15 protein-coding genes are annotated in these 13,336 nt (G+C 66.5%); all 15 read right to left on the bottom strand.

Annotated elements, in window-relative coordinates; translation table 11 throughout:
- Positions 1-21: 21 nt before the first annotated feature.
- The 15 genes from hypE to RCAP_RS03845 all read right to left on the bottom strand — a co-directional run bounded on the left by hypE (position 22) and on the right by RCAP_RS03845 (position 13,225).
- On the bottom strand, positions 22-1,044 hold the full coding sequence (gene hypE / locus RCAP_RS03915; protein ID WP_013066525.1) for a hydrogenase expression/formation protein HypE: 1,023 nt from the start codon (positions 1,042-1,044) through the stop codon (positions 22-24).
- A 147-nt stretch (positions 1,045-1,191) separates the two neighbouring features.
- Entirely contained in the window at positions 1,192-2,325 is a 1,134-nt protein-coding gene (gene hypD, locus RCAP_RS03910; RefSeq protein WP_013066524.1) for a hydrogenase formation protein HypD, read from the bottom strand.
- Complete coding sequence (gene hypC / locus RCAP_RS03905) at positions 2,322-2,612, bottom strand: HypC/HybG/HupF family hydrogenase formation chaperone (RefSeq protein ID WP_013066523.1); 291 nt, start codon at positions 2,610-2,612, stop codon at positions 2,322-2,324. Before hypC ends, hypD begins: the two co-directional genes overlap by 4 nt.
- Positions 2,612-4,090, bottom strand: coding sequence for a sigma-54-dependent transcriptional regulator (locus RCAP_RS03900; protein ID WP_013066522.1), 1,479 nt, complete (start codon positions 4,088-4,090; stop codon positions 2,612-2,614). The genes hypC and RCAP_RS03900 overlap by 1 nt, the downstream gene beginning before the upstream one ends.
- Positions 4,090-5,097: a hydrogenase nickel incorporation protein HypB gene (gene hypB, locus RCAP_RS03895; RefSeq protein WP_013066521.1), complete on the bottom strand. Its 1,008-nt coding sequence runs from the start codon at positions 5,095-5,097 to the stop codon at positions 4,090-4,092. Before hypB ends, RCAP_RS03900 begins: the two co-directional genes overlap by 1 nt.
- Positions 5,097-5,438, bottom strand: a complete 342-nt coding sequence (gene hypA, locus RCAP_RS03890) for a hydrogenase maturation nickel metallochaperone HypA (protein WP_013066520.1) — start codon at positions 5,436-5,438, stop codon at positions 5,097-5,099. The genes hypB and hypA overlap by 1 nt, the downstream gene beginning before the upstream one ends.
- Entirely contained in the window at positions 5,431-6,315 is an 885-nt protein-coding gene (hupK, locus tag RCAP_RS03885) for a hydrogenase expression/formation protein HupK (protein WP_013066519.1), read from the bottom strand. Before hupK ends, hypA begins: the two co-directional genes overlap by 8 nt.
- Complete coding sequence (locus tag RCAP_RS03880; RefSeq protein ID WP_050759958.1) at positions 6,312-7,073, bottom strand: [NiFe]-hydrogenase assembly chaperone HybE; 762 nt, start codon at positions 7,071-7,073, stop codon at positions 6,312-6,314. Before RCAP_RS03880 ends, hupK begins: the two co-directional genes overlap by 4 nt.
- Positions 7,074-7,144: 71 nt before the next feature.
- On the bottom strand, positions 7,145-7,972 hold the full coding sequence (locus tag RCAP_RS03875; protein WP_013066517.1) for a hydrogenase expression/formation protein: 828 nt from the start codon (positions 7,970-7,972) through the stop codon (positions 7,145-7,147).
- A 3-nt stretch (positions 7,973-7,975) separates the two neighbouring features.
- Positions 7,976-8,392: a thioredoxin domain-containing protein gene (locus tag RCAP_RS03870; RefSeq protein WP_013066516.1), complete on the bottom strand. Its 417-nt coding sequence runs from the start codon at positions 8,390-8,392 to the stop codon at positions 7,976-7,978.
- A gap of 7 nt (positions 8,393-8,399) precedes the next feature.
- Entirely contained in the window at positions 8,400-8,720 is a 321-nt protein-coding gene (locus RCAP_RS03865; protein ID WP_013066515.1) for a HypC/HybG/HupF family hydrogenase formation chaperone, read from the bottom strand.
- Positions 8,720-9,352, bottom strand: a complete 633-nt coding sequence (locus RCAP_RS03860; RefSeq protein ID WP_013066514.1) for a HyaD/HybD family hydrogenase maturation endopeptidase — start codon at positions 9,350-9,352, stop codon at positions 8,720-8,722. The genes RCAP_RS03865 and RCAP_RS03860 overlap by 1 nt, the downstream gene beginning before the upstream one ends.
- A gap of 201 nt (positions 9,353-9,553) precedes the next feature.
- Positions 9,554-10,342 (bottom strand): Ni/Fe-hydrogenase, b-type cytochrome subunit, encoded by a 789-nt coding sequence (cybH, locus tag RCAP_RS03855; RefSeq protein ID WP_013066513.1) that lies wholly within the window; start codon positions 10,340-10,342, stop codon positions 9,554-9,556.
- 9 nt (positions 10,343-10,351) lie between these two features.
- Positions 10,352-12,145 (bottom strand): nickel-dependent hydrogenase large subunit, encoded by a 1,794-nt coding sequence (locus tag RCAP_RS03850; RefSeq protein WP_013066512.1) that lies wholly within the window; start codon positions 12,143-12,145, stop codon positions 10,352-10,354.
- A gap of 3 nt (positions 12,146-12,148) precedes the next feature.
- Complete coding sequence (locus RCAP_RS03845) at positions 12,149-13,225, bottom strand: hydrogenase small subunit (protein WP_013066511.1); 1,077 nt, start codon at positions 13,223-13,225, stop codon at positions 12,149-12,151.
- Between the last annotated feature and the right edge of the window lie 111 nt (positions 13,226-13,336).

The raw sequence follows: 13,336 nt of genomic DNA, 5'->3' as shown, positions 1-13,336 counted from the left end.
CCCGCCGCCCCGGCCCGCCGCTCAACAAATCCGCGGCAATTGCTCACCCACCAGCATGTCGACGATCCTTGCCCCGCCAAAGGCCGTGCGCATCCGCACTTGTCCCGCGTGCTCTGCCACCGCCCGCCCGACGACGCAAGCCCCCGCGCCCTCGGGCCGCGCCCGCATCGCCGCAAGCGCCGCGGCGGCCTCGGCTTCGGGCACGAAGACCACCAGCCGCCCCTCGTTCGCCAGATAAAGCGGGTCCAGCCCCAGGATCTCGCACAGGCCCACCACCTCGGGGCGCAGCGGCAGCGCGGTTTCCTCGATCACAAGGCCACAGCCCGCCGTCTGCGCGATCTCGTTCAGCGCCGAGGCCAGCCCGCCCCGGGTCAGATCGCGCGCCGCGCGGATCCCCGGCGCCGCGGCGATCACATCGGCCATCAGATGGCCCAGCGCGGCGCAATCGCTCTCGATGTCCGATGTCAGCGCCAGATCCCCCCGCGCCGCCAGAATCGTCGCGCCATGATCGCCCAGCACGCCATTGACAATCGCCACATCGCCCGGCCGGACCCGCCCGGCCGCCATCTCCCGCCCCGGCGGGATCACGCCCACGCCCGAGGTGGTGACGAAAACCCCGTCACAGGCGCCGCGGCCCACGACCTTGGTATCGCCGGTGACGATCCGCACCCCGGCCGCTTCCGCCTCGCGCGCCATCGTGGCGACGATGCGGCGCAACAGCGCCACCTCGGTCCCCTCCTCAAGGATGAAGGCCGCCGAGAGCCACAGCGGCCGCGCCCCCCCCACGGCCAGATCGTTCACCGTGCCGCAGACCGCGATCTTGCCGATGTCGCCGCCCGGAAATTCGACCGGCGTCACCACATAGCTGTCGGTGGTAAAGGCCAGCCGCGCGCCCGGCTCGGCCAGCGCCGCCTCGGTCAGCCGCGCCTGATCCTCCATGCCGGGCGGCTGAAAGACCGAGGTGAAGACCTCCTCGATCAGATCCCGCATCGCTTTGCCACCGCCGCCATGTGCCAGCGTCACCCGCTCATCTCTCAACGCCATCTCATCTTGCTCCAAATACGTCGCGGGGGTCCGGGGGAGGTCGCACCTCCCCCGGTCGGTGGGGGGCCCGGGGGGAGGCGATGCCGTGCTTGGGCGGGGGGTGCGGGGGGCGGCCGCTTTGAGTCGGGGGCAACGCCCCCGAAACCCTCATTCCGCCGCCCGCGCCCCGCCATATTGCCAATAGGCCGCACAGGCCCCCTCCGAACTCACCATCAGCGCGCCCAGCGGCATTTCGGGCGTGCAGCCCTTGCCGAATTGCGCACAGGCGACGGGTTTCATCCGCCCGGTCATCACCGCGCCGCAGGCGCAGCCCTCGGCCTCCTCGACCGCGGCGCGCTGGCCCGCATAGCCCACGCCGAATTTCTCCTCGGCATCATGGGCGCGATAGGCCGCCCGAATGCGCAGCCCCGAGGCGTCGATCTCGCCAAGCCCCCGCCATTCGAACGAGGGCCGCCGCTCATAGACGTCAGCAATCGCCGCCAGCGACACCCGGTTGCCATGCTCGGGCACGACGCGGGCATATTGGTTCTCGATCGCCGCGCGGCCTTGGGATATCTGGCGCAGCACCATCAGCACCGATTGCAAGAGATCCGTGGGTTCGAACCCCGCGACGACCAGCGGCTTGCCGTAATCCTCGGCAATGAAATCATAGGGATGAATGCCGATCACCATCGAGACATGGCCCGGCCCGATGAAGCCGTCGAGCCGCATGTAGGGGTCATCCAGCAGCGCCCTGATCGGCTCGGGCACGGTGATGTGGTTGCAAAAGACGCTGAAATTCGCCAGCCCCTCGCGCGCGGCCTGCTGGATCGCCAAGGCAGTCGAGGGCGTCGTCGTCTCGAAGCCCAGACCAAAGAACACCACCTCGCGCCCGGGGTTGCGCCGCGCCAGTTCCAGCGCATCCAAGGGCGAATAGACCATGCGGATATCGGCCCCCGCCGCCTTCGCCTGCATCAGGCTCAGCTTCGAGCCCGGAACCCGCATCGCATCGCCAAAGGTGCAAAAGATCACCTCGGGCCGCCCGGCGATCTCGATGCATTCATCGACCCGCGCGCGCGGCAGCACGCAGACCGGACAGCCCGGCCCGTGGATGAATTCGATGCCCGGATGAATGAGCTTGTCGAGCCCGTAGCGAAAGATCGAATGCGTGTGCCCGCCGCAGATCTCCATGATATGGACGGGCTTTTCCGCCGTCGCGCCGATCTGGTCGGCCAGCCGCGCGATCTCCGCCAAAAGCCCCTTCGCCAGCGCGGGGTCACGGAATTCCGAGGCGAATTTCATCCCCGCCCCTCCAGCGCCGCGGCACCCTCGGCCATCTGCGCGAGCGTCTCCTGCGCCTCGCCCAGATCGCGCAAAGCCTCCAAGGTCCGCGCCGCCTCGGCTTCGTCAATGAGGCTCATCGCAAAGCCGACATGGATCAGCGCCCAATGGCCCAGAAGATCCTCAAGCGGCCCCTCGGCGACACAGGCCACGTTCACCGCGCGCTTCACCCCCGAGACATCGGCCAAGGCCATCATCCGACCGGCGTCGGTGATCGCCACGATCTGGCCCGGAATCCCCAGACACATCAGTCTTCCTCCTCTTCCTGCACCCGGCCCGCCGGATGCTCGATGCCGTAGCGGTCCAGCTTCGCGCGCAGGCCGACCCGGCTCAGCCCCAGTTCCGCCGCCGCCCGGCTCTTGTTCCAGCGGTTGCGGGTCAGCGTCTCGCGCAGGATCCGCATCTCGATCAGCTCGATGCGATCCTTCAGCGTGCCATCCGCCGTCATCACCTCCTCGGCCGAGCGGTCGGCGCCGCTTTCGGAGGGCGCCGCCTGCAGGATGTGACGCGAGATCAGCTCGGCGCCGAGCACATTGTCCTGCGCGAAGATCAGCATCCGCGTGACTTCATTGTGCAATTCCCGCAGGTTGCCGGGCCAGTCGTAGTTTTCCAGAAATTCGAGCGCGGCGGCGTCGAAGCCCAAGGCCTGCTTGCCATGCCGCACCGCCGCCTCGGCCAGCATCGATTGCGCCAGAAGCGCGACATCGCCGCGCCGCGCGCGCAAGGGCGGCAGCGCGATTTCCCCCGCCGAAAGCGCATAATAAAGATCGGCGCGAAACCGCCCCTCGGCCACCATCGCGCGCAGATCGGCCGCCGCCCCGGTGATCAGCCGCAGGTTGGTCGAGGCGGTTTCCTGCCCGCCCAAGGGCGTGATCGCGCCATCGGCCAGCATCCGCAGCAGCGCCAGCTGCAGGGCCGGGCTGGCCGCCTCGACGCCCGCCACGAAAAGCGTGCCGCGATCGGCCTTTTGCGCCAGACCGATCTTCGCCACGCCCCCCGGCAGCACGCCGCGCCGCGCCCCGAACAGCTCGATCATCGCCAGATCCTCGGGCAGACCGGCCAGGTTGATCTCGTAAAACGGCTTGTCCGAGCGCAGCGAGACGTAATGCATCGCCCGCGCCAGCTGCGCCCGGCCAGAGCCGGGTTCGCCGCGCAACAGCACCGGCACGTCGAAACTGGCAAACTGCCGCGCCAGCGCGATCGCCCCGGTCATCGCGGAATTCGGCGTGCGCAGGATGGTTTCAAACCCCATCCCCTCGCGCAGCGCGCGGCGGCGCTTTTCCACCCGGCTTTCCGAGGTGGAATTGAGAAGCCGCATCTCCAGCGAGAGCCGCTCGTTTTCGCGCGCCAGAGTGAACATCCGCGCCGCGTTGCGCGCCGAGGACAGAAGCTGTTCGGGATGCCAGGGCTTGGTCAGGAACTGATGGATGCCCGCATCATTGATCGCCGCCATCATCGAGGCGCTGTCAGTATACCCGGTGATGATGATGCGCACGGTTTCCGGCCAGCGCTCGCGCACTTCGGTCAGGAAATCGACCCCGGTCCGGCCCGGCATGCGCTGGTCACAGATGATGACCTGCACCCATTCCTCTTCCAGAATGGCGATCGCCGCCTCGGCGCCCTGCGCGGTCAGCACGTCGAAATCGTCTTCGAGCGCAAGTTTCATCGCCGCCAGCGAATGCGGCTCGTCATCGACCAGAAGGATCGCGGGGGCCGAGGCAGCCATCAGCGCGCTTTCCGCGCCAGACCCGCGCGCAGCCAGTCGATCCAGGCGCCCATGCCGTCGCCGGTGCGGGCCGAGACGCGCAGAACCTCGATCTGCGGGTTCACCCGGCGGATATTGGCTTCATAAAGGTCCAGATCGACATCGCAATAGGGCGCCAGATCGACCTTGTTGAGGATCGCCAGCCCCGCGGCGGCAAACATGTCGGGGTATTTCAGGGGCTTGTCCTCGCCCTCGGTGACCGACAGGATCGCCACCTTGGCATCCTCGCCCAGATCGAAGGCGGCCGGGCAGACCAGATTGCCGACGTTTTCGATGAAGAGAAGCGCGCCCGCAGGCAGCGGCAGATGTGCCAGCGCCTGTTCGACCATCGCACCGTCGAGATGGCAGCCCTTGCCGGTATTGACCTGAATCGCCGGTGCCCCGGTGGCGCGGATGCGGTCGGCATCATTCGTCGTCTGCTGATCGCCCTCGATCACCGCCAGGGGCTGCGCGCCCAGCATCTCGATCGTCTTCACCAGCAGCGTGGTCTTGCCCGACCCGGGCGAGGACACGAGGTTGGTTGCAAAAGTGCAATTTTTCGCCAAAGCCGCGCGGTTTCGGGCGGCATATTGGTTGTTTTTCGACAAGATGTCGGTTTCGATCTCGATCAGCCGGGCCTGGCTCATGCCGGGCACTTCGGTGCCCGCCGGACCATGGCCCAGATGGATGTCATGGGCACAGGCGCCATGGGAATGGCCGTGATCGTGGCCATGCGCATGCGGGTGATCGCTGTCGGCCTCGGCGCCGTGACCGGCCGCGTGGCTGTGGCTGTGCGCATGCGGATGGGCATGGCTCGTGCCGTCGGCATGGGTGTGCCAGTGGCTGTGGGAATGGCTGTGGGGGCCCTGCGGCTCGGCCAGAACGGCAAAGGGGGCGGGCTTGTGCGCGCCGTCCTTGCCCTGGCTTTTCAGATGCGCCTTGAACTGATCCTCGACGCTGTGACCGCCACAGCCGCATACCGTGCACATCAGAGCACCTCCAAATCCTTGATCCGCATCTCGTCGCCGCCCTGCACCAGAAGCCTTGTGCCGCCACATTCCGGGCAGATGTCCAGCCGATGCTCGATTTCCACCGTCTTGCCGCAGTCAAAGCAGGCCGCCTGCCCCGGAAGGTCGATGATCTGCACCGCGGCGCCTTCGGCCAAAGACCCGCGCAGGACCACGTCGAAGGCGAAGTCCAGCGCCGCACGCTCCACCCCGGCCAGCCGCCCGATCTCGAGCCGCACCCGCGTCACCTTTGCAAACCCGTTGGCGCGGGCGGCCTCCTCGATCGCCGTGCGAATCCCCTCGACGATCGACATTTCATGCATGCGCCAGCTCCTGCACCGAGACTGCCACACAGGGGTCCAGAATGTCGATGACCAAAGCCGCCAGACCGGCCTTGGCGGCGGGCAGACTGGCCAGCGAGAGCGCGAGCGCCCCGCACGGGGCGAGCAGGTGATCGGTGGGGGTGACGCGGGAAAGCGCCGTGACCATCCCCGCCTCGGCCCGGGCCGAGAGCGCATAGGTGCCGCGCGCCGCCGCCACCAGCGCCAGCCCCGGGCGCGGCGTTGCGGCCGCGGGCGGCGCCAGCGCGAAAGCATGCAGATCGACGATCCGGCCCAGCGCGCGCCAGAACGGGCCCCGGCCGAACCGCGCCTCGGCCTGGCGCATCAGCGGATCATCGGCGACCCGCCCGGCGGGGGAATTTTCCTGCGCCGTCAGGGCCATGGGATCGGAAAGCGGGGGCAGGACCGCCACCGCCTCGCCCGGCGCGAAAGCATGGCCCAGCGTGGCCAGAAGCGGCGCCACCCCCTGCCCCGAGGTCAGGAAGGGCCACAGATCCGCGGGTTTCGCCCCGCCCCAAAGCCAGTGTTGCAGCGCCGCGCCGCCCTCGGCCCAATGCTCGGGCAGCGGCTGCGGGGCAAGGCCCAGAAGCTTCGGCCAGATCAGGCAGAGCTTCGCCAGATGATCGCGCAGGATCTCGCGCCGCGCGGGCGCCGCCTCTGCCGGCAGCCCCAGCGCCAGCCGCGCCGCATGGCCCTGCGCCGCGCCGCACAGATTGAAGAGCCGCGGCAGCAGCTCTGCCACCTGCCCGGGCGGCTTGCCCAGCAGCAGCGCCGCCACCGGCAAGGGATCGGGCGGGGTCAGACTGACCGCCAGCCGCTGCCCCTCGGGACGCAGCACGATGCCCAGCGCCGCGCTCATTCCGCCGCGCCCTCGTCTTCGCCCGCCAGACCGGCCGAGATCAGCCGCCGCCGCGTCGGTTGCGCCATCGCCTCGGCCCGGGCGGCGGTTTCGGCCTTTTCGGCCTCGGCCGCCTCGAGCGCCGCCAGCTCTGCGGTGCGGCTGGCGCGGATTTCGGCGGCGCGGTCGGTCTCGGCGCGGTTTTCCGCCTTGAAGAGTTCGATCATCACCGCGCGGGCCAGATCGACCGCCTGCATCTGGGTCTGGAAATCGCCCATCGTCGGGTACAGCGAGCAGGCCTTGTAGCCGCCCACCATCTCGCGCCGGTTGTGGATGAATTCATAGAGGCCCGAGGGGAATTCCAGGTCTTCCTTGACCCCCGGGATCAGGCCCGACCAATCCTCGCCCGCGGCGGGCAGCTGGATCAGGTTCATGAACCAGGGGCTGACCAGCACGCCAAGCCCGCGGCCCTCATGGCTGCGAAAGCCCACGGCTTCGATCGACAAAGCCTTGTTCACCAGGGGCACGTCGCGCATTTTCGAATGCCAGATCTCGCGGAAATCGGCGACCAGCGCCGAGACCTGCGCATCGACGCGGTTTTGCTCCAAAAGCGCGGGGGCGCCGGGATCGCTTTGCACGATGAACTGCGCTTTCGGCGCGTCGCAATTCGGGCAGTGCCAGTCTTCGGGCAATGCGGTGAAGGGCGTGCCGGGCAGAACCTGGCGGAATTCGTCGCCCGAGGCCGGGTCGTAGGGCGTCCAGCAGATCTTGCATTCCATGATCGCCAGATCGGAAATCCGGTCATTGGCGCCCAGGTAAGAGCCCTCGAAGCCCGCGCGTGTCGGCCCGCTCAACGGATCGCCTCCAGCACTTCGCGGATGCGGCCCGCCGAATCTTCCAGATCCTCGCGCGCGGCCAAGGCCACTTCCGGCATCGTCGTCACCTCGATCGTGTCGAGGATCAGCGCATCGGTCGAATTGTAGAACTGCACCCGCCAGACATGCGGCGTCGCCGTCGCGGTGATCCGGCAATTGCCATAGCCGCGCGACAGGATCGTCACCGCGCCCTCGCCCAGCATGTAATCGAGCAGCGTCAGGTCTTCTTCCGTATGCGGAAGCAGCGTCAGGTTGATCACATCCGCCGCGCCCCCCACGTAAGCGGCGGATTTGTCGAACAGTTCCGCGATCAGCGCCGGGGCGTTCACGACGCCGTCGGAAAGCGGCGGCAGCGCGGTCTGGCCCTTGCGGAAGGGCTCGAAGGCGCGGCTCAGCGCCGCGGCGGGCACCGCCCCCACCTCGATCCGGTCAACGCCCGCACCGGCCACCGACCAGACCCCGGCAAAGACCGATTCCTGCACCATCAGCGCCGGGATGCCGCGGATCTTCATCGCGACCTCGCCCTGCCCCATAGTTTCCGCGATCAGCGCGCGGTTTTGCGCATCCAGCCCCGCCAGATCGAAACTGGCCATGCCGCCCCGCGCGCAGGCCTCGGCCGCCGCGGCGATCTCGTCAAGCAGCTTCAGCGCCGGGGTAACGGCAGAGCTGTCCTCGACCTCGGGCAGATGCGCCGAATAGGTCCGCATGCCGGAGGGCAGCTGCATGTAGCCCAGTTCCTCGTCGCCTTCGGGCTGCGAGCCGGGGCCGAAACCGACGGGGGGCAGGTGGAAATTCGAGACCATGGCTCAGCCTTTCGCGGCAAGGATATGAGAGGTGCGGGCGATGTAATCGTCCCAGTCGCGGATCTTTTCGATGCCGCCCAGAAAGTCGCCGTCGCGGAAGAACAGGAACGAGGGGGTTTTCAGCACCCGGGTGGTTTCGCGCAGTTCGGTCTCGATGCCGTCGCCGACGACGGCGCAGTCAAAGGCGTTCTGAAAGGCCTGGCGCAGTTCGGGCAGCACCACGGCGGCATCGGGGGTTTCCAGATTGCGCGCCGCGTCGCCCGGCACGAACAGGCAATGCGCCCCCGGCCGGGTGGTGAATTCGCGCAGGTCATGCGCGTTTTCCAGCCGCGGCCAGCCGAACTCGGTGGTCAGCCGGGCCACCAGCGGATGGGTCTTGCCCGAGGGCGGCGCGGTGTCGGGCATATGAAAATCGTGCATGGGAACCTCAGGCGCGGGTCTTGCCGGCGTCAAGCGCGGCTTGAAGATGGGGGGGAAGCTGGGGCGAACGGGCCTCCAGATCGGCGAAGGCATCGCCAAGATCGCCGCCCGCCATCAGCGACCGCAGCCCGCCCAGCGCGGCGGAAATCTGCGCGGCGGCTTCGGGGGTCAGCACCTCGCGGGCGGCACCAAGGAAGGCCAGGACCCAGTCGCCCGGCCGCGCCTCGGGCACCAGCGACAGATCGACCAGACCGGGGCGGCCGTCCTCGATCACGTCGCCACGGATGCCGTCCACCGCCAGCAATTGCACGGGAATGCCGACGCACATCAGGCGCGGACCTTGGCGGCCGAGGGGAAGAAGCGGTGATCGCCGATCCGGCAGGCCTCGTCCTCGGAGGGGCGGCCGCGTTCATAGGCGTCACGCGCCAGCGAGGGATCGACCAGATCGTTGCTGATCGTCGCGCCCTTCGTCACCTCGATGCCCCAGGCGCGCAGTTCCCGCACCGCCTCGGCGATGGCGAAATCGATCTGCCCGGCCACGGCCGGACGCAGGGAGCCGCCGTAATCCTCCAGCTCGACCGGCTGGCAGCCGATCAGCGTCATGCGGGACGGGCAATAGCCCATCAGCTGCGCCGTGGCGATGACGTCCTGAAAGCCGGTCTGATGCAGGCTCATCTTTTTCGCGCCCATGAAGGCGGGCACGTCGTCGTCACGCATCGTGACCAGCGTGCCGGGGGTGAAGCCGAAATCGACCGCGTCAAAGACGATCAGCGCCTCGGCCTCTTCCAGAAACGGCAGCAGGTAAAGCCCCTGCGTGCCGCCATCGAGCAGCCGGACATTGGCGGGCAGCGCATGGGTTTCGGCCATCCGCTCGACACAGCGCACGCCAAAGCCCTCGTCGGCCCAAAGCACGTTGCCGATGCCCAGAACAAGAACCCGTTCAGGTTTGAATGCTGGCATGGGTCCCTCCCTAGACCGCCGCTGGCAGGGCGTTTGCCCCATGATGATCGACCCCGTCGCCCCGGAAAACCCGGCAAGAGAGTCGGAATCGCCCAAATTCTGGAAACCTTGTTACCACTTATAAGGTTATTTTGGAAGATATATTTCCACAATAAACCGAGCACAGATCACTCTGCGCCCGGTTGCAAAGCTTCTTTCCAGTCACTCGATCCGGTCGTCCTTGAAGGTCCGGTGCCCCGAGATCATCGTCGAGACCATCGACTGGCGGCTCATCACGTCTTCGCGCACCGCGGCGTAGATATGGATGATCGCGAAGATCACGATCGCCCACATGCCCAGATGGTGCAACGTGTGCAGCCGCTGGCTGTTTTGCACATAGCCCAGCACCCAGCCGAACAGGCTGTCGGTCACGCCCCCCTGCCCCGCGCCTTCGGCATAAAGCGCCCAGCCGGTGATCATCATGAAGGTGATGCCCAAGGTGATGAAGGTGAACATCGCCGCATGCGCCAGCGGGTTGTGGCCGATGTATTTCTTCGGCTCTTCTTCAAGGAAGAAATACCAGCGCAGCTCGAAGACGAATTCCTTCCAGTAGCGCTTGTTGAAGATCGGGATGTAGAACATCTGCCAGGCGTGGCGGTTGCCCACGAAGGCCCAGTAGATGCGGCCGAAAAAGCCCACCGACATCACCACCCCGGCGGCGAAATGCGCGAAGCGGATGTAGCCCATCACGAACTGGTCGGTGGCCTCGCCGATCTGCATCGAGGGCAGCGGCGAGGCGATGAAATAGCCGGTGACCACCAGGATGGTGATCGCCAGCGCGTTGACCCAGTGCCAGACCCGGACCGGCGCCTCGTAGACATAGACGGAGGTACGCCGCCGGATGCTTTCTAGGTCCTCGCGGGTGGCGTCGCCGGTCAGTCGCGAGGCCTCGAAGATTTCATCCGGGCCACGGACGGGGGCATTGATCCTTTCGTCGGAAACTCCCTTCATGGCATCCCCCTACCGGACCTTGACGGTGGTCAGGGGGGCGCCTTCGGCCGACATCACATGCGTCGAACAGGCCAGGCACGGATCGAAGCTGTGCAGCGTGCGCAGGATCTCGACCGGCTCTTCGGGGCGTTCCATCTTCGTGTTCAGCAGCGAGGCCTCGAAGGCGCCGATATTGCCCTTGCTGTCGCGGGGCGAGCCGTTCCAGGTCGTCGGCACGACGCATTGATAGTTCTCGATGCGGCCGTCCTTGATCTTGACCCAATGGCCCAGCGCGCCGCGCGGCGCCTCGGTCATGCCCACGCCCTTGGCCTCCTTCGGCCAGGTCGAGGGATCCCATTTCTCGACATTCGCGGTCGAGCTGTCGCCGTTCTTGATGTTGGTGACCAGCTTGTCGAAGAAGTGCTTTTGCAGACGGCAGCAGTATTCCGCCTCCAGAGCCCGCGCCGCAGTCCGGCCCAGCGTCGAGAACAGCGCCGAAACCGGCAGGTTCATGTCGCGCAGCAGGCCCTCGACCTGGTTCTTGATGTCCTCGTGGCCCTTGGCGTAACCGACGATGTAGCGGGCCAGCGGCCCCACCTCCATCGCATTGCCGCGCCAGCGCGGCGCCTTGATCCAGGAATATTTCGCGCCTTCGTCGATGTTCTCGATGTTGGTGCGGGTGCCTTTCAGGTTCGGGCCCAGCTCGAATTTCGGCTCGGTCCGGCCGTCCCAGGGATGCAGCCCCATGCCCGGCTCGCCGTAATCATACCAGGAATGGTCGACGAATTCCTGCACCTGTTCGGGGTCGGTCGTGTCGACGTCATGCACCTCGTTCAGGTTGCCGTTGATGATCGCCCCGCGCGGCAGATGCAGCTGACCGGCGCTGAAATCATTCGGGTTTTCCGGGATGTCGCCATAGGACAGCACCGATTGCCCCGACAGCCCGCCGCCATAGAGCCATTCCTTGTAGAAGCCGCCGATGGCCTTGAGGTCGGGCAGATAGACGTTGCGGGTGAATTCGGTGCAGCGGTCGATGATCGAGGAGACGAGGTTCAGCCGCTCCATGTTGATCGCACCGACCGCGCCCACGCCATCGACGTTGATCGGACAGGGCACACCGCCCACAAGCCAGTTCGGATGCGGGTTCTTGCCGCCGAAGATCGTGTGGACCTTGACCACTTCCTTTTGCAGATCCAGCGCTTCCAGATAATGCGTCGTCGCCATCAGATCGGCTTCGGGCGGCAGCTTGTAGGCCGGATTGTCCCAGTAGCCGTTCTTGAACAGCCCCAGCTGCCCGGATTCGACGAATTTCTTCAGCCGGTTCTGCACGTCGCGGAAATAGCCGGGGGACGACAGCGGATGGCTGGGCGAAACCATCTGCTGCAGTTCCGAGGTCGCCTTCGGATCGGCGCGCAGCGCATTGACCGGGTTCACCCAATCCAGCGCATGCAGGTGGTAGAAATGCACGATATGGTCGTGGATCTGCAGGTTCAGCTGCATCATGTTGCGGATCGAATTCGCATTGTCGGGGATGGTGATCCCCAGCGCGCTTTCGACCGCGCGGACCGAGGTCAGCGCATGGGTGCCGGTGCAGACACCGCAGATCCGTTCGGTGAAGGCCCAGGCGTCGCGCGGATCGCGGCCCTTCAGGATCACTTCAAGGCCGCGCCACATCGTCCCGGTCGAGACGGCGTTGGTGATGATGCCCTGATCGTTGACGTTCACTTCGCAGCGCATGTGGCCTTCGATCCGGGTGACGGGATCGACGACGATGCGCTTGCCGGCGTTGTCGAGGGTGAAGCCGTTCGGCGTTTGGGTCGTCATGGCTTACGCCTCCTCGTTCTTTTTCTGCGCGCGTTTGAGCACGGAGACCGCGGCATGGGCGGCGACGGCGGCGCCCACAAGGCCGGTGGCGGTCCAGCCGATCTGGTCGGCCGTGGCCTCGATGCCGAATTGCTTGATCGTGGTCAGCCGGTCATAGAAGCTGCCCTGATCCCAGAACCCGTCCTCGGAACAGCCGATGCAGCCGTGACCGGACTGGATCGGGAAGCTGACGCCGCCGTTCCAGCGCACGGTCGAACAGGCGTTGTAGGTGGTCGGGCCCTTGCAGCCCATCTTGTAGAGGCAATAGCCCTTGCGCGCGTTTTCGTCGTCCCAGTGTTCGACGAATTGCCCGGCGTCGAAATGCGGGCGGCGGTAGCATTTGTCGTGGATGCGCTGGCTGTAGAACATCGCCGGGCGGCCCTGACGGTCCAGTTCCGGCATCCGGTCGAAGGTCAGCATGTAGGTGATGACGCCGGTCATCACCTCGGCGATCGGCGGGCAGCCCGGGACCTTGATGATCGGCTTGTCGGTGATCACCTTGTGCACCGGCGTCGCCTGGGTCGGGTTCGGCGCCGCGGCCTGCACGCAGCCATAAGACGCACAGGCCCCCCAGCTGATGATCGCCTTGGCGCCCTCGGCGGCGTGGCGCAGCTTCTCGACAAAGGGCTTGCCGCCGGTGATGCAGAACATCCCGTCTTCGTTGAGCGGCGGGTTGCCCTCGACGGCCAGGATGTAGTTGCCCTTGTATTTGGCGATGGTTTCCTCGAAGGCCGCTTCGGCGGCGTGACCGGCGGCGGCCATCAGCGTGTCGTCGTAATCGAGCGAGATCATCGAGAGCACGACATCCTTGGCCAGCGGATGCGCCGAGCGGATGAAGCTTTCCGAACAGCAGGTGCATTCAAGCCCATGCACCCAGACGACCGGGGTGCGCGGCTTCGTTTCCATGGCTTCGGCGATTTTCGGCACGAAGGAGGGCCCAAGCCCCAAAGCTGCTGCGGTGAGCGAACAGAACTTCATGAAGCTGCGCCGGGTGATCCCCTGACGCCGCATCACGTCATAGAAAGTTTCGATGTCCGACAATTGTCCCTCCCTTGCCTTGTGACGCGCCGTGACCTCCTCGGCGCGCCCATGGGTAGAGTGGAATTCTCATGGTTGGGCCGGTTTCCGCCAATGAGAAACGGCAAATTGTCG

The sequence above is a fragment of the Rhodobacter capsulatus SB 1003 genome (genome assembly GCF_000021865.1).
GTDB lineage: Bacteria > Pseudomonadota > Alphaproteobacteria > Rhodobacterales > Rhodobacteraceae > Rhodobacter > Rhodobacter capsulatus_B.
This window is presented reverse-complemented; position numbering and strand designations above follow the sequence as displayed.